This window comes from Nevskia ramosa DSM 11499 (assembly GCF_000420645.1).
Taxonomy (GTDB): Bacteria; Pseudomonadota; Gammaproteobacteria; order Nevskiales; family Nevskiaceae; genus Nevskia; species Nevskia ramosa.
Genome location: NZ_ATVI01000012.1, coordinates 99,162 through 122,309 on the forward strand (window position 1 = coordinate 99,162; position 23,148 = coordinate 122,309).

10 protein-coding genes are annotated in these 23,148 nt (G+C 67.2%); 1 reads left to right on the plus strand and 9 read right to left on the minus strand.

Annotated features, from left to right (window positions below):
• Positions 1-82: 82 nt before the first annotated feature.
• From G513_RS0119300 to G513_RS24205, 9 genes are all read right to left on the minus strand, one after another.
• Complete coding sequence (locus G513_RS0119300) at positions 83-1,546, minus strand: substrate-binding domain-containing protein (protein ID WP_022978506.1); 1,464 nt, start codon at positions 1,544-1,546, stop codon at positions 83-85.
• A 199-nt stretch (positions 1,547-1,745) separates the two neighbouring features.
• Complete coding sequence (locus tag G513_RS24190) at positions 1,746-13,646, minus strand: filamentous hemagglutinin family protein (RefSeq protein ID WP_156891810.1); 11,901 nt, start codon at positions 13,644-13,646, stop codon at positions 1,746-1,748.
• 87 nt (positions 13,647-13,733) lie between these two features.
• On the minus strand, positions 13,734-14,219 hold the full coding sequence (locus G513_RS24195) for a YbjN domain-containing protein (RefSeq protein WP_022978508.1): 486 nt from the start codon (positions 14,217-14,219) through the stop codon (positions 13,734-13,736).
• Positions 14,216-14,854, minus strand: a complete 639-nt coding sequence (locus tag G513_RS0119315) for a hypothetical protein (RefSeq protein ID WP_022978509.1) — start codon at positions 14,852-14,854, stop codon at positions 14,216-14,218. Before G513_RS0119315 ends, G513_RS24195 begins: the two co-directional genes overlap by 4 nt.
• Before the next feature lie 34 nt (positions 14,855-14,888).
• Positions 14,889-16,694: a putative porin gene (locus G513_RS0119320; RefSeq protein ID WP_022978510.1), complete on the minus strand. Its 1,806-nt coding sequence runs from the start codon at positions 16,692-16,694 to the stop codon at positions 14,889-14,891.
• Positions 16,695-16,726: 32 nt separating this feature from the next.
• Complete coding sequence (locus G513_RS24200; RefSeq protein ID WP_022978511.1) at positions 16,727-17,416, minus strand: energy transducer TonB family protein; 690 nt, start codon at positions 17,414-17,416, stop codon at positions 16,727-16,729.
• 7 nt (positions 17,417-17,423) lie between these two features.
• On the minus strand, positions 17,424-17,828 hold the full coding sequence (locus G513_RS0119330) for an ExbD/TolR family protein (protein ID WP_022978512.1): 405 nt from the start codon (positions 17,826-17,828) through the stop codon (positions 17,424-17,426).
• Between the two features lie 33 nt (positions 17,829-17,861).
• Positions 17,862-19,682, minus strand: coding sequence for a DUF2341 domain-containing protein (locus G513_RS0119335; RefSeq protein WP_211219716.1), 1,821 nt, complete (start codon positions 19,680-19,682; stop codon positions 17,862-17,864).
• 98 nt (positions 19,683-19,780) lie between these two features.
• Positions 19,781-21,412: a ShlB/FhaC/HecB family hemolysin secretion/activation protein gene (locus G513_RS24205; protein WP_022978514.1), complete on the minus strand. Its 1,632-nt coding sequence runs from the start codon at positions 21,410-21,412 to the stop codon at positions 19,781-19,783.
• Between the two features lie 549 nt (positions 21,413-21,961).
• Here G513_RS24205 and G513_RS0119345 point away from each other — a divergent pair.
• Entirely contained in the window at positions 21,962-23,146 is a 1,185-nt protein-coding gene (locus tag G513_RS0119345; protein WP_033418205.1) for a glycosyltransferase family 9 protein, read from the plus strand.
• Positions 23,147-23,148: the final 2 nt, after the last annotated feature.

Here is a 23,148-nt window from a genome sequence, read left to right on the forward strand (position 1 = left end):
CCCCGCATCCGAAGATGCGGGGGCCTCGATCACGTCCCGGCGATCAGCTGCCGGAGATCATCACGACTGGATCACGACAGGCTTATGGCGTGATGCAGCCCTTGATGAAGTTGCGCTGGTTCGGAATGCCGGCGAGGAAGCCGAAGCCAGTGCCGGCGCCGATGCTGCTAGTGCCATTCTTCACCGCGCCGTAGAACGGAGCAGCAACGAGGTCAGCGATGTTCGCCGCATCCGCACCGTTGCCCGTGTTGTAGGCGAGCAGGTAGGTGATGGCGACGATCGGGTAGGCCGCGTAGTCACCCTTGGCATTCAGTGCCGGGGTGGCATAGGCGTTCGGATCGACGATCTTGAGGCAGGCCGGCACCGGGGTGGTGGCAGCAACCAGCGTCGGACGGCCATTGCCGTCGTTCGGACCGACGACCACGCCTTCGAACAGCGCACCGGTGGCCGGCAGCTTGTACGGCGACTTCAGCGTGAGCGGGCTGTACTCCTTGAACTTCGCGGCCGGCGACACGCCCTTGACGGCGGCGCGATCCGGCTGCTTCTTCAGGGTCGCGAAGGCCACGGCGTTGGCACCGACCGAGTTCTTCGACAGGCCGTCGGAGAGTTCGGCGTAGCCGATCGCGCCGTCGTTGGCGGCGATCGAGTTGGTCACGCCCGGGTTGCCGGAAGAAGCGATCGAACCGGCCGGAGCCGTGCCGCCCGGGAACGCCGAGACGAAGGTGCCCTGGGTCGAGAAGCCAGCGACCGCGTTCGGCACTGCCGTCGGGCAGACCGCCGACAGATGGTTCGACATCGCGAACGAGGTGCCCGAGCCATCCGAACGGTAGACGACCTTGATCGCCTTCGACGGGAAGCCGAGCTGGCTCCAGTTGCTGATCGCGCCGGAGAAGATCTGGCAGACCTGCGATTCGGTGAACACGACAACGCGGGCCGGCGGGATGTCGTTGTTCTTGAAGGTCACGGCGATCGCGCCAGCAATCGTCGGGAACTGCACGGCGGCCGTGCGGCTGGTGCCGTAGTTGGTGGTGAACGTCGACAGTTCGCCAGCGCTCAGCGGCTGATCGGTGGCCGCGAAATGCGGCGCGCGCTGACCGGCCGGAGCCGAGAAGCCGGCCGGAGCGGTCGGGCCGTAGTCACGGCAGATGCCGTCGGCAAAGTTGTTGCCGCTCGAACCGCCGGCGGTGCCGGTGCCGGTCTGGCCGATGAAGGTACGACGACCCTGGCCGGAGCCGGTGGCGCAGTACGAGGTGTCCGGACGCGAGGTCGTGCCACGGGCTGGCGGCGAGGCCTTGTAGGCGCCGAACAGCGAGGTCGATTCGACCGGCACGAAGGTGAAGCCGGCGTTCAGTGCACCGTTCGGCGCGCTGAGGCGAGCGGTCGGCGTCACGTCGTAGATGTTGCCGCCGTTGTAGGCGGTGGCCGGCAGAGTCGCGCCGCCGCCGTACAGCACGGCGCTCGGGGCAGCGGTCTGGGCGAGTGCAGCGGATGACACGAACAACGCGGCGAGCGCGGCAGAACCGGCGGCCTTAATTTTGAAGGACATACCCTTCTCCTGAATGGATGACGAAGCTTTGAATGGCGAGGAAAGAAAATGGCGAAGCGGACGAATGAGGCCGGAAATCTGGTCTCAAGCCGCATCAGGGTAGAGATCGATGTTGGCAATTCCTTTACGGATTTAAGACATTTGCCAACTATCGATTCGACGCTTGCCGGTGCCCGCTGTCGTCGGCGCGGAGCGACGGTTATTGCCGCCGCTTGCGCCGCTCTTCCTCGTCGCTTTCATCACCGCTGCCGCCGCCGAAACCGAGCACTTCGACGGTGATCTGATTCGCCGCCGTCTGCTGTGGACGGCCGCCGGCGAGGCCATCGGCACTCTGGTTGACCGCTGCGCTGACGGCCGAACCGGCGGCCACCGCGGACACGTTCACTGCACCGGTCGGCACGCCGGTGGAGCCGCCGCCGGTCGAGATGTTGCCGGCGTTGGCCACCGCGTTGGCGGCCACGTTCAGCGAGCCGGAGACGCGGATGCCAGCGTCACCGGCGTCGACGGTACCGGTTGGCGCGACAAGATTGGCCGTGCCGGTCGGATCGCCCGGCCGGGTCTGCAGCACTGCGATGCCGGCACCGCTGACCTGCGATTCGGCGTTGACCAGACAGAAGTGATCGACGTCGCAAAGGAATTCCGGCGGCGGAATTTCGGTCGCCGTGCGAGCACCGCGGCCGGCGTTGATGTCGCCGTTGGAACTCCAGATCAGCACGTCGCCGCCCTGCTCGGTGAAGATGCGGCTCTGCGCCAGCAGCACGCTGCGATCGGTGAAGATGTCGATCGAGCCCTTCTGCAAGGTCAGCAGGCCCTGATTGTTCGGGCCGATGCTGGCCGAGAACGCGGTCGCCGCCACCAGCGGCGGCGCCGAGACGCTGCCGACCAGCACATTGCCGCCCGGCCCGAGGATCGAGATATCGCCGCCGCGCTGGGTCTGCACGCTGGTGCCGCGCAGGTCGAAGTTGCCGGTGGCGATCGGGCTCAGCGAGCCGTTGAAGCCGCCGGAAAGATCGTTCTGCGTGTAGCCGGACTGGCCCGGGAACAGCATCTCCACCGCCGCGAAGCCGCGGCCGTACTGGCCGGCATAGAGGCTGTTGCTGGCGGTCTGCGGATCGGCAAGGCCGCGCGGCAGCTTGTTGTAGTCGAGGCCGGTGCGATCGAGGATGTCGAGCAGCACGGTCTGGATCAGCTGGCTGCGCTGCACGTCCGGCAGTGCTTCGAAACGGGCGTAGGCCGCTTCCGGCGTCAGGCTTTCAGCTGGTGCCGGCTGGCCGCTGCGAACGGCATTGTCGGCATCGATCTGCTGCACGAAGGCGATCAGCTCGGCGCTGTAGCTGCGGGTGCCGATCGGGTCGGCGATGTCGCTGTCGGAATGGCTGATCGCCGGATCGAGATAAGTCGTCGCGAACTTGTCCAGCGCCACGCCGGGCGCAATGCCGAAGCTGACCGTGATGTTGGCGCCGGCGCGGTCGAGATAGGCGTTGTTGACGTTGCCCACCGTGCGCACGCCGGGGTAGCGCAGCGTGCCCGGCGGCAGCAGGCCCAGGGTCGCGGCGTCATTGGCCGAGCTCAGCGGGCCGATGTCGCGTCCGCCTTCGAGCGCCAAGGTGCCGGGGCCGCCGAGTTCGATGAACGGCACCGAGCGGCCGGGCCGCAGCGGTGTGTTGTAGAGATCGCGGCCGGCACGGATCAGGGTCACATCGGATGCGTACAGGTTCTGGCCGATGAAGCTCAGATCGACGATGTCGCGCCCGGCCAGAATCAGTGCCGGCTTGTCGACCGAGATCAGCAAGGTGCCGGCGCCGACGTCGTTGCCGTTGATGATGTCGCTGCTGGAGCTGTAGATGCGCACCGGCTCGGCGTCCGTCGCGTGCAGCGGCGTCTGCGTATGGAAGCGGAACGCGGCGTTGACATCGTTGCCGATCAGGCTCGGCAGCCGCACCGAGTTGTTGCTGTTCAGGGCCGACAAGGGATTCAAGGCGGTCGGCAGCAGGCTGGCCGGCGCGTCGATCAAGCCGAAGAATGCGTTTGCCGTGCCGCTCGCGTTGAATAGTTGCACCCGGCCTTCGGCGATCAGGCTCAAGGAGCCGATGGCCGATGGATACAGCTCCATGCCGTCACCGGCGCTGAGGCTGATGCCGCCGTTCGGCGCGAACAGTTCCAGGGTCGGTACCGTGACGTACTGATAGGCGGCGGCCAGGGACAAGCCGCTGCCATAGCCGAATTGGCCCAGGGTGCGGCTGAAGCTGATATCGCCGGCACTGCTGACGATGCTCACCGAGGCATCGGTGGCATAGGCCTCGCCGTCGAAATTGGCGAACAGATAGCTCGGATTGAAGACGCCGCCGATCGCCACATTGCCGGCCGCGCTGACCTTGAAGCCTCCGTCCTGTACCGCCAGCAAGGTGGCGATCGCGGCACCGTCGCCGTTGCTCAGATCGCTGGCGATGGCGCGGCCGGCACGCAGGCGACCGCTGCCGTTGCCAACGTAGTAGGCGCCGCTGAGCAGATCGCGTCCGGCGGTGATCTCGATGTCGCCACCGCCAATCATGCTGCTGCGGCGATTGGCGCCGCTGTCGTCGATGCGTGTGGTGATCGGTGCCGATACCGACAGGTCGGCGATGTCGCGCTCGGCGCTCACCGTGATGTCGCCGCCGGCACTGAGCACGCCCTGCGCGAAGTTGCTGTAGTTCAGCGACGAGCCGGCGGCGGGTGCCGTGCAGATGCCGGTGAAGATGCAGTCGCGCTGCAGCCACGGCCACCAGTACTGGCTCAGGTTGTTGCGGAAATTGCCGCTGCGCTCTTCGTCGTCGCCGACCTGCTGGATGCCGCGGATGTCGCGTCCGGCATTGATGCTGATGTCGCCCGCCGCTTCCGGGTTGGTCATCGAATTGACCAGCACCGCCGGCAGGCCGCTGCCGCGCGTATAGGCAACGGCGCTGGACGGTGTTGCGATGTCGTTGATCGAACGCCGGCCAGCGGTGTAGATGACGCCGGGCGCGGTGGTGTCGCGGATCGCGACATCGAGTGCGGCGCCGATGTCGATGCTGCCGGTGCCGGTGCGGATCATCGTGCCTTCGACGACGTTGGCGAAGCCGGAGATATCGCCGCGTCGGTTGCGGATCGGCACGAAGCCGCTGACGTGGAAATCGAGGCTCAGGCTGCCGGCTTCCTGGCTGGTGCCCGTCCGCGGATCGAGGTTGCCGATACCCGCTGCCGCGCGTTCTGCCGTGCCCGCCACCCGCAGTGGATCGACGCTGCCGACATCGGCACCGGCGACCAGGCGATAGCTGCTCGAATCGGCGAAATAGCGGCTGCCATCGGCGGCGGTCTGTACACCGAACAGCGCTGCCGCCGACATCGGCAGCGGATTGCCGAAGGTCGAGTCCGGCGAGGCCGAGTTGTCTGGCCCCGAGCCGTCGATATCGACCGGATTGTTGTACTGGAAGAAGCCGTCGCTGAGGCTGGCGAAGACATCGAGATCGCCGGCCGCGCGCAGGGTCAGTGCCGGCGCGACCTGGCCTCTGTAGCGATAGGCGAGGTTCAGCTTGCCGTTGTTGTCGACCGTGCCGGCCGCGAGGTTCCAGTTGCTGGCGATCTGGATGTCGCCACCGTTGACCGCCGCGTTCGGGTTGACCAGTTCGATGCCCGGCCGCACGACGACGTTGCTCAGGCCGGCAAAGCGCGGTTCGAAGCTGAAGCCCGGCGCCTGCACGTAGCCCTGCAGGGTGTCGATATAGAAGCCGCTGTGATTGGTGTTGCGCGGCTGGGTCGCGAACAGGAAGGCGCCGGTCGGGCTGTAGTCGCCGGCGGCGTCGATGATGCCGTCGAAGTGGTGCGTGCCGGTGCTGGCGTCGGTGCCAGCGTCGGTAGAGCTCCAGGTCGCATAGGCTTCCAGCGAAATGTCGCGGGCGCCGAGGATCTGCGCAGCCGGCAGTACGTTGATGCCGACATCACCATCGGACAGCAGCGGTGCGCGCAGGCTCAAAGCGCCATTGGACAAGCCGCCGGCAGTGCCGCCGCGCAGGTCGATCAGCGCGCCGCTGCCGAGGGTGATCGTTCCGGAGCTTGCTGCGCTGACGTTCTGATAGCCGTAGGCCGCGTTCAACGTGCCGTCGCCGCTGCCCGAGGTGCCGATCGCGACCGTGCCGCCGCGCTTGTCGCTGCGGCTGCCGGTGGCGATCAGGCGGCCTTCGACATCGACGCCGCTGCGGCCGTACAGGCGGATGTCGCCGCCCTTGTCGCCGGAGGCGTCGATGGTGCCGACGATCCGGACGTTGCCGTTGCTGCTGTCCAGGCTGCCGGTCCCGCCATCGGCAGTCAGCGAGACGCTGGCCGCGCGCAGCGTGCTGCCAGCGCCGAGTTCGAGATTGCCGCTGCGGCTGCGGACCGTGATCGCGCGATCGACGCCGCTGTTGGCGAGGCCGCTCGCCAGCGCATCGAGCGCCACGGCACTGCCGCTGTCGAGCGAGAAGCTGCCGCCGAGGAAGCCCGCGCTGGCACCGCCGCGCAGGCTGCCGTCGAGCTGCAGGATGCCCGCGGCGCTGATGTTCAGCGCGCCAGCATCGCCACCGCGATTGCGGCCGTCGTCGGCTGCGCCGAAATCAAGCTGCGCGCCGCTGCTCACCTGCACGCCGCCGGTGTCGGCACTCAGGCTCAGCGTGCCGGCCTGGGCGTAGGTGGTGACGTCGATAATGGTCTTGGTCGCGCCGCGCACTGACAGCCGCGCATTGCTGCCGATCAGCAGATCGCCGCCGGTGGCCTGCACATCGAGCTTGCCGCCGAGCGCCTGCAAGGCGGTATCGATGCTCACCGAACCGCCAACCAGGCTGCCCGAGCCACCGACCGGCGCCGCCGTCAGCGCCGTGGCGCCCGCGATGCCGACCAGGTTCAGCGCGCCCGTTGTTGCCAGACGGTTGTCGGCGCCGGTCTCGGCGATCAGCAGTGGCGTCGCCAGATTCACTGGCGTGTTGCCGAAATCGAAGTTGCCGACACCCTGCAGGCGCACGCCCTTGTTTGCCGTAGCATCGACCGAGGCAAAACCCGAGAGTGATTTGCTGCCGGCGCCGAAGACGATTTCCTCGGCATTGAGCTTCAGCAAGCCCGAGCCGGCGACGGCCGCTGGCACCGTTGCGCCGAGATCGTTCGAGAAGCTCAAGCTCGCCGCCTTCAGGGCGACCGTGCCGCCATCGCTGCTGAAGCTGCCGGCGCTCAGAGCCAGGCCGCCGTCGAGCGCGGCGCTGACATTGCCGATGAAGTTGATCGCGCTGCGGCTGCGCAGGGTGACCTGCCGCGAGGCCGCGAACTGGGCCAGGGTGCCGCTGCCGACGACGAAGCCGCTGTCGATTTCCGGCAGCGCCGCGCCATCGCCGAGGAAGCTGACCAAGCCGGCATTGGCGTCGATCGCGGCGGCGCTGAAACGCGCATTGGCATCGACTTCCGTGCGGCCCGAGGAATCCAGGGTCACCGAACCGGTAGCGGTCTTTCCGGCCGCCGCGAGATCGGCCGACAGGCTGGCGCCCGCGCCGATGTTCAGCGTGCCGACCGGCACTCGGCCGACATTGCTGCGAGTGACTGTGACGGCACCCGCATTCGACAGCCGGAGCAGCGCGCCATCGCCGCTGACGGCTGGCAGATCGCCATCGGCGGCTGAGCCGATCAGCAGGCCGACGGCGGAGGCGGCCGGCAAGCTGCCGTTGGCGCGGATCGTGGCGCCATCGGCGACGACGATGCCGGCGTTCGCGGTGTCGCCACTGCCGCCCGTCAGGCCGGCACCTGCAACGACGATGATTTCCGGCGCGCTCAATGCTTCGCTGCCGTTGTCGATGATGACGCTGTCGGCGAGCACGGCGATGCGATCGCCTTCGTCGGTGCGGCTGCGGCTGCCGCCGATCAACAAGCTCGACGCGCCGAGCGCGCTCAGATCACCGGCGACCAGTTGCACATAGCCCTCGAGCGCAACACCGCCCGCGGCGCTGACCTGCAGACGCTGCGACGCGATATCGACCAGTCCGCCGGCACCGCTGACGCCGTCGGCGCCAATGCCGGCGGCGGTGTTCAAGGTCGCGCCGAGGCTCAGCGTCTGCGTGGCTGCCAGCACCAGCTGACCGGCATCGACCGGCCGGCGCGGTGTCGCCTTGCCATTGCGTGCGGCGGCGTCGGTGAAGAACTGGTTGGCGCTGGTGAAGCTGTATTCGGAGTACTGCCGCCAGGTGTCCATCGATTGCACGAAGAACGCCGTGCTGCGGCTGTCCTGGGCGCCGCTGTACTGGTCGACATAACGGCCGGCGACCAGCAGGGTGCCGTCGGCGAGCCGGGTGTTCTCGGTGGCCAGGCTGTCCAGCGCGCGGGTGTCCTGGACGACGCGGAAGGCGCCCGGCACGGCCGCGTACTGACCCGGCAACAAGGTGTAGATGCCGGCGGCGAGGCCGTCGATGCCGCTTAGATAGACCTGCTGGCCGATCAGCGGATTGCCGGCGACCAGCGCCGGGTCGTAGGCCGCTGCGCCGCTATAGCCGGGGATGATCGCGTAGATCGCCCGGCCATCGGCGTACAGCGGTACGGCTTGCGCGGTGCCGCTCGCGTAGCTGGTGTTGGTCCGCGACAGCACGTCGCGCGAGCCGCCGGTGCCGGCGACGAATTCCGCCGCCTGCAGATCGCCACCGCCGGCCAGATTGACCGTGGCGCCGCTATCGAGCGTCACTGCCGCCGCGCTGATCGCCAGGCGTTTTTCCGGCGGCGCAGCGAGTAGCGGTGCAACCAGCTGGTTGGCGAAGTCGGTATTCGCCGCCGCGTTGTAGCTGTAGTTCAGGCCATCGACGGTACGGCCGTAAGGGACGATCAGACCGTCCAGCGATACCGAGGTGATGCTGCCGCTGGCCAGGCGCACCGAGCGGGTTGCAACCAGCGGCACCTGGGCGGTGATCGGGTCGCCCTTGCTGTTGCTGGCCGGGAAGCTGAACAGCGTCAGCGCAGCCGGATCGAAGGGATCGGCGACGCCAAGCTGGATCTGGCCGCCGGGCGCGCGCAGGGTGCCGGACTGCTCGATGACCGTGGCGTTGACCAGCAGGCTGCCGCCAGCCGACAGCGGCGTCGCCACTGTCCTGGAAGCCTCGTTGCCGAGGAAGCGGATCGTGGTGTCGGCGCGGCCGGTCGAGATGCCGTCGACGAAGCCTTCGGCGCCCACGGCGCTGATGATGAAGCTGTTGCCGGTCGCCGGATAAAGCTGGGCGGCCTGGAACGTCAGATTGCCAGCGCTGAACAGCGCGCCGGGCACCGCGGTCGCGGCACCGGGGTTGGCGATGACGTTGCGGTAGAAATCGAACTGCGCCGGCGTCAGCAGGCGGATATCGCCGCTGGCGTTGAAGCGGGTCTCGCCGAAGCCGCGCAGGTTGAACTGGCCACCGAGATCGATGTTCGCGGCATTGACGGTCAGCTGCACGCCAGGCGCTGACGCCGGCAGCGCCGTCGTATCGCCGTAGTCGCCGGTGTTGGCATAGCCGTGCAGCGCCACGTAAGGCGCATTCAAGCTCACCGAAGACAGGCCATCGCTGCCGGACTGGCCGACGAAGTTCGAGGCGTTGGCGATGATCGACCGGCCCAGGTTCAGGGTCAGGTTGTTGGCGAAGACGATGCTGCGCGGCGTGCTGACATTGTTCAGGCTCGGGTCGACGCCGAGCAGCAAGGAATCGATGCCCGAACCATCGAGACGATCGACGCCGAAATAGAGCACACCGGATGGTGCCGGCAGATCGGCTTCGACGGTCATGCCCGGCGCCAGCGCGCCGGCCGGCATCGCGATCGGCTTCTCGCGCAGCACCAGCCGCGTGGCACCGATATAGCCCTGGCCGGCGGCGGTCAGATTGGTCACCGGGGCGGTCGGCAATAACGTCGCCAGACTCAAGCTGCCGCCGCGCGCACCGCCGCCACCCGCCTGTGCCAGCAGCTTGCCATCGAAGTACAGCCCCGCACCGGCGCCGATGCGGATGCTGCCGGCATCGCTGGCAACGGTGGTCGCGAGGTAGCCGTTGCCGCTGGCATCGGAGCGCAGATCGAGCACGGCAGCGGTGCCGGAGACGTCGATGCGGGCACCGCGCGCACCGCCCGAACCGTCAGCCTGGCCGTCCGCGCCGAGCGCGATCACGTAGCCGGTGTCGTTGCTCAGGGTGACGCTGCCGCCGGCCAGCACGCTGCCGGTGCGCGGCGTCGTCGGGCTGCCGTCAGCGCCCTCGATCGGCTGCTGGAACGGATCGAGCAAGGTCGTGCCGGAAGCGTCGAGCAGACTGCCGGCGCCGAGGAAAACCGATTTGCTGCCGTCGATGTAAGGGAAATCGATGCGGCCCGGCACCTGGGCGTAGCCACCACGCGCGGTGTCCGCCGTCAGGGTGATCGCGCCGCCGTGGGCGACGATGTTGCCGAGCACGGTCACCTGATGATTCGAGCCCAGGGTCACCACGGCGCGCGCGTCGGCAAGGATCGCGGCATCGCGGTCGAGCAGCACGGTGCCGGTGACGCCGGCTGCGGAGTAGTCGGGCAACGGTGCCGGCGTGCCCGCACCGCGCCAGTTCAGGTAATCGCCGGCATACAGCTCGAAGTTGGTTGCCTGGCGATGGAAATCATCGAGCGCGCCGATGCGGGTGTAGGCCGGATCGTAGAGATCGATGCCGGTCTGCGCGGCCAGCAGTGCTGCTTCGTCCGGGATGAAATTGAACTGCTGCGGCTTGAGCACCGTGCCGGCGGTGATCGTTGCGTCGTACTCGGCGATCAGCCGGTAGCTGCCGAAGCCCTGGCCGGTGAAGAAGTCGGCCGGCAGCACGGTGTCCCAGGCGTTCGCTGGCGTGTCGTTGTTGCCGATGTGGAAACCGAGTGCGCGCAGGCTCAAGGTGCCGCCACCGGAGAAGCCATAGGCCAGCAGTTCGCCGCCGAAGACGATGCGGCCGGCGGTTGGCAGCGCTGCCGTGGTTGGCAGCTCCAGGCCGTTGGTGGTGCCGAACTCTTCGCCGCCGGACAGCCGATAGGTTTCCAGCGCGATGCTGCCGCCGCGGCCGCGGACGATGCCATTGCTCTTGGCCAGCGCGCCCGAAGGCAGTACCCGGCCGCCGCTGGAGACGTCGAGCAGGCTGCCGCTGCCGAGCAGGATCGAGCCGGTGTTGTCGACGAAGCAGGCGTTGTCCGGACAGGTGGCGCTGCCAGCGCCTTGCAGCAGCGACGCCTGCAGGGTGCCGAGGCTGATGCTGCCGCCATTGACGAACGCGCCGCCAGCGATGGCGTCTTCGCCCTTGAGCGCATCGTTGATCCACTGGCCTCGCGTCGACAGCTGCACGCCGTCGCCGATCACGACATCGCCGCTGATCGGCGTTACCGCCGTACCTTCCGGTCGCAGGCTGGTGCCGGCGATGTCGGTATTGCCGGTCGCGGTGACATTGATGCTGCCGGCAGTGGCGACCAGATCGGCCAGCACCGTGACCCGCGAACCGGTCAGGCTGATGCTGCCGCCCGGCTGCACGCGCAGCGCATCGGCGACCACAATCTCGCCGCCGAAGCCCTGACCCGCTGGCGTATCGGCAGCGATGTTGATGGTGCTGAAACCAGCTGCCGCAAGTTCGGCGGCGGGTATCGCGATCCAGTTCTGCAGGTTGCCGGTGTCGCTGGCGGCAGACATCGAGACCGGCAGCGCCGTGCTCGCATCGAAACCGGGAACCAGCGTGCCGAGATCGGCCGCGCTGTCGGTGATCAGATAACTGCGCCCGGAGTCGACGCTGTCGATCAGCGCATTGCCGGCGCCGGCGCCCGCGTTGAAGCGACCACCGCTCGGCATCCGCGCATCGGCGACCTGATGGCGGCCGGCATAGGCCTGTGCCGAGATGTCGCCATCGAGCACGGCTGCCTGGCTGGCAAACACGTTCAGGGTGCCGGCGTTGCCGCCCTTGAGATAGTCGCTCTCGTAGCGCGCGCCGACGCTGGCGATCAGCGGATTGGTATAGGTGTTGGTGACGTTCCAGCGCGGATGTTCGTCATCGAAACGGCCAGCGATGCCGATGTACTTGAGGCTCGGATCGGCGTCGGCGATGTCGATCACCGCGCCGTTGGCAGCGAGCAGGCGGGTGGTCTCGATGATGCCGCCGAGATAGTGCAGATAGCCGCCGTCGAGATTCTGCGACGAGCCGGCGCGGGTCACCACTTCAGCACCGGCCAGGGTCAGCGCGCCGCCGTTCTGCAGCAGTTCGGAAATGCCGCGCGGCCGGGCATCGACGAAGCCGCCGACATTGGCGACCGGCGTGCCGACATAGCTGGTGCCATCGTCGCGGGTGCCGGTAACCCGGCTGTCGACGGTGATCGGCGCACCGAACAGCACGCCGAGGCGCTGCAGCGGCGAGTCGGCCAGTTCGTTGAGGCCGAGGCGATTGATGCTGATCAGGTTGACTGCCATCGCCAGCTGCACGTCGGCGAGGCCGGAGACATCGATGATCGAACCGTCTTCGAGATAGACACGGCCGGAAACAGCGCCGGCTTCCAGCGCTCCGGTCAGCGCCGCCAGCTGCACGTTCTGGCCAGGCGCTTCGATCAGCGAGCCGCGGTCCAGGGTGATCGAGCCGGCGCGCAGATTGGCGGTGCCGACCTGGAACACGCGATCGGCCGCAGCGCTCGAGGTGGTGGTTTCACCGTTGGCGTCGGGCAGCAGCGCGGTCACCGAGTTGCCGGACAGCCGCAACGTGCCCGGGCGCACGATGTCGGCGGCGTCGAGCGATTGCTGATCGAGCGCGTTCAGGCTGATGCTGCCGGCGCGGGTAACGCTGGTCGTCGCGATCAGCACGCCCTGCTGGTCGATGTCGTGCCCCAGCAGGCTCAGATCGCCACGTCGGGACTGGATCAGGCCGCTGTTGACGAGCTTGCCGGTTGCAGCGGGTGTCGGGCTTCCATCGACGACCTGACCGGTCAGCACCGGGTTCAGCAGCAACGCGCCGGTATTGCTGTTGCGCAGACCGACGCCGACGCCGGCGGCAACGATCACCTGGCCTTCGACGGCGGTGATGGTGCCGGCATTGCTGACATTCGGCGCGGCGATCAGCGAGTAGCCGAGGGCATTGGTGGCGATGCTGGCGCCGGCCTCGACCGTGATGTCGCCGGGCAGCGCGCCGGCCTGCACGTTCTGACCTGAATTCAGGCCCAGGATGTTGCCGTTGGCAGTACCGGTGCTGGTCGAGGTCAGGCCGGTTTCCAGAAAGCGGCGATTCGATTCGGCCAGGTAGGCGGTATCGTCGTCGCCCGGCCGCAGCGTGGTCTGCCGGGTGGTCAGATACAACGGCAGACTCGAGACCAGCAGCGAGTGCACGTTGACCTGGCTGCTGCCGCCGAAGATGACGCCGTTCGGGTTGATCAGATAGACCGAGCCATCGGCCTTGATCTGGCCGAGGATGCGGCTCGGCGAAGCATTGGCGCTGACCCGGTTCAGGGCGATCCAGTCATTGCTGCCGTCGGCCTGGGTGCCGGCACGCTGATCGAAATTCAGCGTCGTTTCACGGCCGATGTTGAACGAATCCCAGCTCAGGATCGCTTTCTTCGCGGTCTGCTGGACGGTGACCGTGGTCTGCGCGCCCGTGCTGGTCTGCACCGGCAGATTGGCGTTCTGCCAGGCGCAGCTGTTGGTTGCCGCGCACGTCGACAGCTGGTTCATCGCCGACACCGCGACCTGCAGGCCGCCGGCTGCCAGACCATTGGGCACATCGCTCGGCGCGATCAGCGCCAGCTGCCGCGCTGCGGTCTGCGCCGCCTGGGCGCTGGCCAGCGCTTCGGCCGCGCGGCTGAGATTGGCGATCGAGCGATTGGCGCGGATCAGCGCCTGCTGCGGCGTGGCCACGGTGACGCCAGTGACCGGATCGACTCGCGAGGTCGGCACCGGTGCGCCGGGATTGGCGGCCGTGACGCCGCGACTCTGGAAGTACTGGGCACTGCCGAACGGCGCCGCCGCGGCGGTGCTGGCCAGCAGGCTGAAGCCCATGCCGCTGGCCCAGGCGCAACGCTGCAGCCAGCCATGTGTCGACAGGCGCAGCGTCACGTCCGTAGGAAACGCGGACGGATCAAGAGTCAGGCGGTTTTTCACGGCAGCATTTTTAGCCGGTCAACACGACATTCATTTGACACTGCCGTGACACCTCAGCCGTGCCTTCCGCCAAGCGCAACGCGTGGCTCATGCAGCGGCTCCGGCGACGGCTGCGCCAGCGGCCGCAGCGGGCAGCCGCAGATGGGCGATGAAGTCCTGCAGGATGCGATCCCACAGCTCGCAATGAGCGATCAGGAAGCCCTCGGCCACGCCGCCGGCGACCACCACGTCCATCGACAGCACCAGCAGCGGCGCCTGGTGGAACAGGCGTGCGAAGCGCTTGCCGCGATTCCAGCTGTCGACCAGATCGGGGCGCAGCTCGCCTTCGATGTTCAGCCAGCAATGGAAGGCGAAATCGACGTACTGGCGCGAGCCGCCGAGCGCGGCATCGCTGGCCGGCAGCGGATTGCCGAAGCCGATGAAGAAGCCCAGCCCCTGCGCGGCGCTCTGCACTTGCGGGCCGCCCATTTGGCCGCCGCCCTGCTGCTCGACGACGGCAGCGCGGTAGCCGGTCTTGCGCAGTATTTCGGCAAGGTCTTCAGGGGAAACGCTGGTACGGATCAGATCGGTCATGGCGCAGGCGGGGTAACAGGGACAGCACAAGGGGTGGAAGCCGCGGCATCGAGCACGCGGTTGCGGTAGTCCTGCACCAGCGTCTCGAACTGCACGCGATGCAGGCCGGTCAGCGGTTCACGGTCCTTCACCGCGTCCCAGACGGTCTTGTGCTTGTAGCGCTCGACCAGTTCGGTGCCGATATCGACGAGTGCGGCGTTGCGGCCATCGAGCAGCGCGTTGCGGCTGGCGGCGTCCTTCAGTTCGGTGCTGCGTTGCTGCAGTTCGGCTTCGCGCTGCTTGATCAGCGCGGCACTGGCGACGGTCTGCGTCTGGGCGGCAGCGAGTTGTTTCTTCGCTTCGTCGAGCTGGCCTTGCAGGGCAACGGCGCGCGCCTGTTCGCTGCGCAGCGCGCTGCGGCTGGCGGTCAGTTCGGGATCGGCTTCGACCGGCGCCGGTGCGGCTTTCGCAGCAGCGGCTTCGGCAGTTGCCGCATCGGCCTTCTGCTTCAGCTCGGCATTCAGCGCCTGGGCTTCACGCAGCGCCAGGGTCGTCTGGCGCAGCTGGTCGCGCAGCTTCGATTCCAATGTGGCCTGTGCCAGCACTGCCGGCGCAGCGCTCAGCAGCAGCACCGCGATGGCGGCGCGCAGGCCCATGGGTATCGAGGCTGATGGCCGCATCGTTCCGGCCTCAGAAGCGCGCATTGATATCGAGCTGCAGCAGGTCGGCGGCGTACGGCGCGCCGGTGGCTTCGGTGGCGCTCAGCCACTTGATCGTGAACCAGGCGCGATGCGAGAAGCCATAGTTGGCGAACACGTAATAGCCCTTGGAATTGGTGCCGCCGAGATGGAAATCGGCATCGGTCAGTGCATCGACGACCGAGTCGGTTTCCAGTCGCCGATAGCCGACCAGCAGGTTCCACTGGTTGCGTTCGGCAATGTCCGGATAGCCGATCTTGAAGCGCGCCAGATAGGCGAGATCGCCGCCGCGATAGTTGTCGCCGGCGTCGAAGTTGTTGACCGGGCTGCGGGCGCGGACCTTGCCGGCGTTGTAAGCGGTGTTCCAGGCGACATCGGCATTGAAGATCGCGTGCAGCGGTCCGCCGATCCGGTAGTCCAGTTCGCCGGTGACGTCGAGAATGCGGAACTTCGACGCCAGGCCGAAGTACTGGAACTGCGGATCGGTGGACGTCTGCAGCTGCAGGTTGCGCAGCGCGAACAGCGTGTTGCCCTTCTGCACGAAGGTGGGCCGGCTTTCGTCGGTATCGCAGGAGAAGGCGTTGGTCGGCGCCACGCAAGGCGACGACAGTTCGCCGTCGAGATTCTCGTAGTCGTAGAACGCCACCGCGCCCTTGGCAGTCAGGCCGTCGTCGACCTTCCAGTCGACACCGGTCTGGAAGCCGAACAGCGAGGCATCGCGGCTGCCGGCCTTGAGGGCGCTGGTCGATGGGAAATCGAAGGCGGTGTTCTCGATGACGAAGGCGCCGAAGGTGCCGTAGGCGGTCACGCTGTCGCCGACGCCGTGGCTGTAGCGGGTCGCCAGGCCATCGAAGCCGAGGTTTTCATCCCAGACCAGGTTGGTGCCGAACCAGGGATTGGGAATGCGCCCGCCGTAGAGGTTCAGGCCGGCCAGCGGGTGGTAGTTCAGGAAGGCCCGATCGATCAGCAGCTGGAACTTGTTGTTGGCATTGCCGACGGTCTGGTTCGGCGACAGCGGGTTGACGGTATTGCCCGTGGTCAGGCGCACGGTCGCCGACAGGTCGTCGGAGACATTGGCCAGCAGCCCGAGGCGCAGGCGGAAGCGCGTCGCCTGGCGGTCTTCGGTGGTGTTCAGCAGCGGCGGCAGCGGCTGGTTGACCGCGCTCGAACTGACGTTGAACGGATTGCCGCTGTTGATCGCCTGGTAGTTGATCTGGAACGGGTCGTTGGCCTGATCGAGAAAGATCACGTCTTCGCGCAGGCGCAGATCGCCGTCGAGCTTGATGTTCTTGATCCACTCCGGCAGCGCCGAGGGCTGCGCCCAGTTCTCGGCGCGGGCGGTGGCCAGCACTTCGTCCTTCAGCTCTTCGCGGATGCGCTGCTTTTCCGAGTCCGGCAGATAGATCACGCGGACGCGGTTCTTCGGGTCCTTGGGATCGGCCGGCTTCGCGTCACCAGCGGCTGTCGCTGTCGCAGGCGCTGCTGCGCCGGGCGGTGTCGCAGGGCTTGCCGGTGCCGCGGTCTCGACCGTCGGCTGGGCTGGCTTCTCTGTCTGCAATCGGCGGATCAGTCGCTCGGCGTCGGTCTTGCTCAGCGCGTTGCGATCGGACAGCAGGCGGATCAGTTCTTCGGTGACCGTCTCCGTGGCTGCCGGCTTCTCAGCGGCAGGCGCTTCGTCGGCAGCGCTGGCAAAGCCGGCACCGGCCACGAACAGGGCCGCGATCGCGGTCTTCATCGCGACGGCGACCGGCCGTGGAACGGGCGGACGGGAATGCAGCAGGGGCCGGATCGGCTTCATGGCGGGGGCTACAGGTTGGAGGTGCTGCGAGTTCATGTGGTCGTCACCCGGATCACGGCCGGCTGCGGCAAGTCTTTCGGCGGCGGCTCGCTGAGCTTCGGCATGTTCTTCAAGGTGTCCTTGAGGAGACGGTCGAGCTCGGGGCGGCCGGTGGAGCGCAGCAGTTCGACTCTTTCGGTGCTGCCATCCGGCGCCAGCCAGATCTGCACGGTGATCGCGAAGCGCGCTTCCAGCAGCCGGCGCTGGCGCTGCACGGCGCCCTGGGCGCGTTGCTGCAGCAGCGTCGTGTACCAACCGAGGCGGTTGCCGGTGCCGGTGCCACCGCTACCATCGCCGCCGACTCGGTAATCGGCGCCGCCTTCCTTGCCCTGCAAGCCGAAGGCGTCGCCGGCGCCGGTGCCCTTGGCGTCGAGCGCCGGCGGGCCGGGTGGTGGTGCTTCCTTGGGTGGCTCGGGTGTCGGCGTGGCCGGCTTGAATTCCGGCACTTTCTGCTTCGGCGGCTCGATCTTCGGTTTCGGCGGCGGGGGAGGCGGTGGTGGTGGCGGTGGCGGCTTGATCAGCTTCAGCTGCACCACTTCGTTGACCGGCTTGCGCGCCTTGCCGCCATCACTGCCGAGCATCGTCACCAGGCCGTAGAGCAGCACGGCAGCGGCCAGCGCGGCGGCGACATAGAGCCGCTGCTTGCGCTTGCGCTGGGCCTGCTGGCGCGAACTCAAGGCCATGTTCGAATCACTGCACCAGCCGCTGGGTCACGAGACCCAGCTGGGTGATGTCGAGCTGGCCGAGCAGCGCCAGCACGTCGATGACGTTCTTGTATTGGGTTTCGCCATCGCCGCGGACGATCACCGGCAGATCGGGAATCTGCGCCTTCTTCTGGCGCAGCTTGTCTTCCAGCTCGGCCAGGGTTACCGGCACCGCGTCCATGAAGATCTTGCCGTCGTTGGTGATGGTGATCGCCACGGTTTTCGACTTCGCCAGCGACGGCTGGCTGGACGCCTGCGGCAGGTTGACCTTGATGCCCTGCACGGCGGCCGTGGTCATGATGATGAAGATCACCAGCAGCACATAGGCGAGATCGAGCATCGGCGTGATGTTGATTTCGTCGTACGGCTTGTCTTCGCTTGAGGCTTGCATGGCTGGTCTCCGCCGTTTTTTCTGAAGGGCGGATCAGCGGTGGCCGACGGCCGCGCGGATGTTGTGACCATCGTTGCCGGCCGGATACATCTCGGCCATGCGGGTGACGAATTCATCGACGAACACGGCCATGTTGGCCTGGATGTCCTTGATCCGGCCGAGCAGGAAGTTGTAGGCAAACAGCGCCGGAATCGCGACCGCCATGCCGGCGACGGTGGCCAGCAGCGCCGCCGAAATGCCGGGCGCAATGGCGTTGACATTGACTTCGCCGGCGGCGGCGATCGAGGCGAAGGTGATCATCACGCCGACCACGGTGCCGAGCAGGCCGATGAAGGGGCCGCCGGAAATGGCAATGGTCAGTACCACCATGCCCTTGGATAAGCGCTGGTTCTCGCGCACCGAGGTAGCGTCGACCGAAGCGCGGATCGATTCGATCGATTCCGCCGACAGCGCGCCGGGGCGGCCCGCGATCTCGAAGCGATGCAGGATTTCGCGAATGCCGGACTTGTACATCCGGTACAGCGAGGAATCCTCGAGCTGGTCGCGCTCGTCCTCGTTCAGCTTCTGCACGCTTTCCAGATCGGTGAGATCGCTGCGCAGCGTCTGGAACTGGCGGGTGAACAGATCGTTGGCGCGGTTGGTGCGGCCGCAGTAGCCACCCTTGGTGTACATCACCGCGTACGAGGCCAGCGCGATGAGCGCCAGGATGCCGATGATCACCCAGGCATCGATGGTCACCGACTGCATGATGATGCCGACGTAGCCGGTCGAGAAACCGGACAGGCCTTCGTCGGCACCGAACTGCAGCAGCTTGTCTTCGACGCCCTGGTTGTTCGCCGCCAGCGTCAGCCAGCCGGGGCTGCGCGCGCTGTGGGCAATCTGCAGTTCGTCGATCTCGCCGGTGAAGCCGGCACTGATGGCGCCACCGCCGGCAGCAGCATCGGCACCAAGGCTGATCGTGGTGGTCAAGGCCGGCAGCGGGCCGGTGACGGTCGCGACGGATTGACCATCGACGAAGAGGTTTCCTTGGGCCGCGCCATCGGTCGAACCATTGCCGCCGAACACCACGGCCAGGTGATGCCAGCTCGCAGCGGCGATCGCGGCGGCCGGTGCCGAGCGGCGGCTGCCGGCGGCGTCGCTGATCTCGACATACGGCGCGCCGCGATCGAGGCCGACGACCAGCGCATTGCCGCCGTCACGCTGGGCGAACAGCACGGCGGTCTGGTCGGCCGTTTCCGGATTGATCCAGGCCGACACCGTCAGCGGCGCGCCGGCCGCGATGTTGAGTGTTGTCGACGGTGCTGCGCCGATCGCCTGCGCGCCGTCGAACTTCGCCGAGCCGCCGATCAGGCCGCTGTCATCGGTCGCCGCGGCATTCAGGGCGTTGTTGCGCGAACGGCTGGCGTCGAGCGGTGGCTGCCCGGCCTGGCCTTCGGCCGACGAGAAATGCCAGACCAGTGCCTGGCTGTCGTCATAGCTGAGGCTGGCATCGCCTTCCTTGGCTGCCTTGGCGTTGCCGTAATAGAGCCAGAACTTCACCGGCGCGCCGGCCTTCACCGCTGGCAGATGGACCCAGACGAAGGCCATGTTGAACACCGGGTCGAACTTCTCGACGTGGAACTTCAGCGGTGTTGCATCGTCCTCGGCGATGAAGCGCAGATCGCCGCCATCGGCGTTGGCATCGCCGAACTTCATGACGCCTTCGTGCAGGCGCACCAGCACCACGGTATCGCCGACGTCGCCGGTGACGCCGGCCGCTGCCGCATCGGCAGTGATCGGCTTGCGGAACGACCATTCCTTGTTCCACCAGGCGGACGCGCTGAGCGGCATCAGCAGGCACAGGAGCGCAGCCATGGTTTTCATGGGGGAAGCAGTGCGGAGGATCGACGGCAGGCTCATGGGTTTTCCGGATGGACGCTGACTGAAAGCAGAAAGAGGGTTGAGGGCAGGCATCAGAACGAGCCGAGCACGCGGAACAGCACGCGGCTGTTGCCGGCGCGCGTGGTGGCGATGCTGTTGATCGGATTGGCCCAGTCGACGCTGCCGCTCAGGTGGCCGAGCAGCCTGAAATCGAAGCCGAAGCCGAAGCTGGCCAGGCGCAGATCGGACGGCGTATCGGCGATCGGCTGGCGCACGCGCAGCACGGCGCTATCGGCGAAGGCATAGGCGCGCAGGGTTTCGACCGGCCGGAAGCTGTCGCCGATGTCGAGGTAGTCGGCCAACGGCGGGCTGCGCAGTTCCATCGTGCTGCTGATGCCGTAATCGCCGAGTGCCGAGGCTTCGAGATAGCCGCGCACGGTGTCGGCACCGCCTGCGGAGAACTGCTCGTTGGAGATCAGCGGCTGGTCGGTCAGCTGGCCGCCGAGCTTGATGTAGCCCTGCAGCGACGCCGGCAGGCCGAAGGTCTGGGCGAAGCTGCCACGCAGCCAGAACTGCTGGCCGCGGGCGCCGAAGCGGTTGAGATCGAACTCGTCGCTGCGGCTGCCGAGCTGACCGGAGTTGAAGCTCAAGCTCAGATCGAGCTGGGCGATGTATTCGTTCTGACGCAGGATCGAGCTGTACGCCGCGGTCAGCGGGTAGTAGGTGATCGGCGTCGGAATCTCGCCGCCGCCGAGCACCGTGGTGTTCTTGAAGTGCTTGTAGTCGACGCCGACCGACAGCGACTGATAAAGCTCCTCGGTCCCCGGCAAGGTCCAGATGCCGCGCACGCCCAGCGTCTGGCCGCGGCCGAGCACGTTGATGCCGCCAACCGTGGCGATGTTGGAATCCGAGATCAGGCCGTTGACCAGCAGGTTGAACGGGCTGGCTCCGAAGCGCGCCAGATACGAGCCGAAGAAAACCTTGGCGTCGTCGGTATTCTCCGGCGCGGTCTGTACCGATGCGCTGAGCGAATGGCCGCGCTGGAACAGGTTGTCGTAGGACAGGCTGGCGACCGCGCGCAGATTGCTGGTGTCCTGGCTGCGGCGGTTGTTCAGTTCCAGCGAACCGTGCAGCGGCAGATCGTCATCGACGACCAGATCGACATCGACGGTGTTCGGCGTGGCGCCGGCCTTCAGCGACGGCGTGACCCGGCGATCGGCCTGCTGATTGAGCGCTGCGATATCGCTGCTGACCTTGTTGAAATCCGGCACCGTGCCTTCGGCCAGCGCCGGCGCTTCGGCCTTGATCTGATCCAGCGAGTGGTATTCCGAGCCGACGACATTGAGCCTGCCGACTCGGCTTTCGGTGACTTCCAGCACGATCACGCCATCGCGCACGGTCTGCTTGGGAATCGCCACCGACACGGTCTTGTAGCCGCGATCGCGGTAATGGCGTTCCAGCGCCTCGCGGGCATGGTCGACATCGTCCGGCGTGCGATCAAGACCGAGAAACGGCTCCAAGGTCTTGATGATCTCGACATCGCTCAACACGCTGTTGCCGTCGACCGCGAACTCCCAGATGTCCAGTGCCGGCGGTGCCGTGACTGGCGCAGCGGGCGGGGTGGTCGGCTTCGGCGCCACGGGAGCCGCCGGCGGCGCAGCGTCCTGTGCACCGGCCGCCGAGGGCAGCAGCGCCCACGCGCTCAGCGTCGCTGAACCCAGCAATCTGACGAGCCTCAGGTTCAACGAACGAAATCCCCTGACAAACGAAAGCCGGCAACGGAAGTGCCAGCGCGCGAAAACGGAACGAGCAACGGGAAACCTTGATGGGAAGCCGATGGCTGTCTTGACTCCCGCATCTGCAATCACCGGGGCGATTGCTCGAGCAGCCGTCCCGACTTGATCCGGGCGCCGCAAGGCGCTCATCCGGCACTCGGGTACGGCCACGGTTTCCGAGCGGCAAGTGTCAACGACCAACGTTGCAGATTCGTGAAGTCGGCGTGCATGGCACGTCCACGCGTGTCGAGGTCTCGCCGTGGCCGGACAGTCTTCTATTCGCAATGGCCGCGTCACATCGGCCTGGTAATTTTCACGAATTACTGATGGATGCCGGCCTGCAGCCAGCACGGTAGCCGGCGTCGATGCCGGACTTCCGCGGCTCACAGAGCTTGCAACACGGGGATGACGCGCTCGAGACACCGACAAGGTGCCGGCGCGGTGCAGCGGCCATTTCGGCTGCAGTCAAGGGAACGTGGGCGGGAACTTCGGGCGGACATGAAACAAGAGCGCGGCAGACGGCGGCTGAAACTGCTTGACCGTTACATCGGTATTCCCGTGGTCGTGCTGCTCGGCGTGCTGCTGGCCCTGGGTCGGCGCTTCGGACGCCAGCGGGCCGTGATCCGCGACCCGCGCCGGCCGTTGATCGGCATCCTCGCGACGGGTGCGATCGGCGACACGGTGATCGCCAGCGGCATGATCCGCGACCTGCGCGCGGCGCATCCCGAAGCGCGCATCCTGATCTTCACGACGGCTTCCAATGCCTCGGTCGCCGACATGATTCCGGCGATCGACGAGCACATTCCGCTGCGCATCCTGCGTCCCTGGAAAGCGGTGGCGACGCTGCGCAGCCAGCCGCTCGACTGGCTGATCGACATTGGCCCCTGGCCGCGTATCAACGCCCTGCTCGCCGGCCTGTCGCGCAGCGCGGCGACGGTCGGCTTCAAGACCCCGGGCCAGCATCGTCACTACGTCTACGACCACGTGGTGCCGTTGCGCTACGACTGCCATCAGCTGGCCAACTACGGCGCGCTGCTGAAGCCGCTTGCAGTGCCATCCGGCCATGCTCCGGCCGTGGTGTTCGATGAAGTGGTGTCGGCGCTGGTGGCACCGCAGCCCTATGCCGTGTTCCACGCCTGGCCGGGCGGCTACAAGGCCGAGCTGAAGCAGTGGCCGGCGATCCGCTGGGTGGCGCTGGCGCAGCGAGTTCACGCCCTGGGCTACGGCATCGTGCTGACCGGTGGCGATGCCGATGTCGAAGACACGACCGAGCTGGCCGCCGCGATCCGCGTGGCCGGCGTGCCGGTCGACAATCGCGCCGGTGTCTGCGCGCTGCCGCAGACGGTGTCGCTGCTGAAGCGCGCCGCCATCGTGGTCAGCGTCGATACCGCCGTGCTGCATCTGGCCGCCGCGGTCGGCGTGCCGGTGATCGGCCTGCATGGCCCCAGCTCCTCGCTGCGCTGGGGCGGCGTCGGCCCACAGGTGCTGAGCATCGATGCGATCGGCACCGACTGCGGCTACCTGAACCTCGGCTTCGAGCATCCTTCGCAGCCGCCGGATTGCATGCAGCGCATCGGCGTTGGCCGGGTCTATGCGGCGGTCGTGAAGCTGCTCGATCAGCCTCACGCGAAGCCTGCCGAGCGAGTGGCCAGCCGGATGCTGCGTTGGGAGCGGCAGGGCTGATT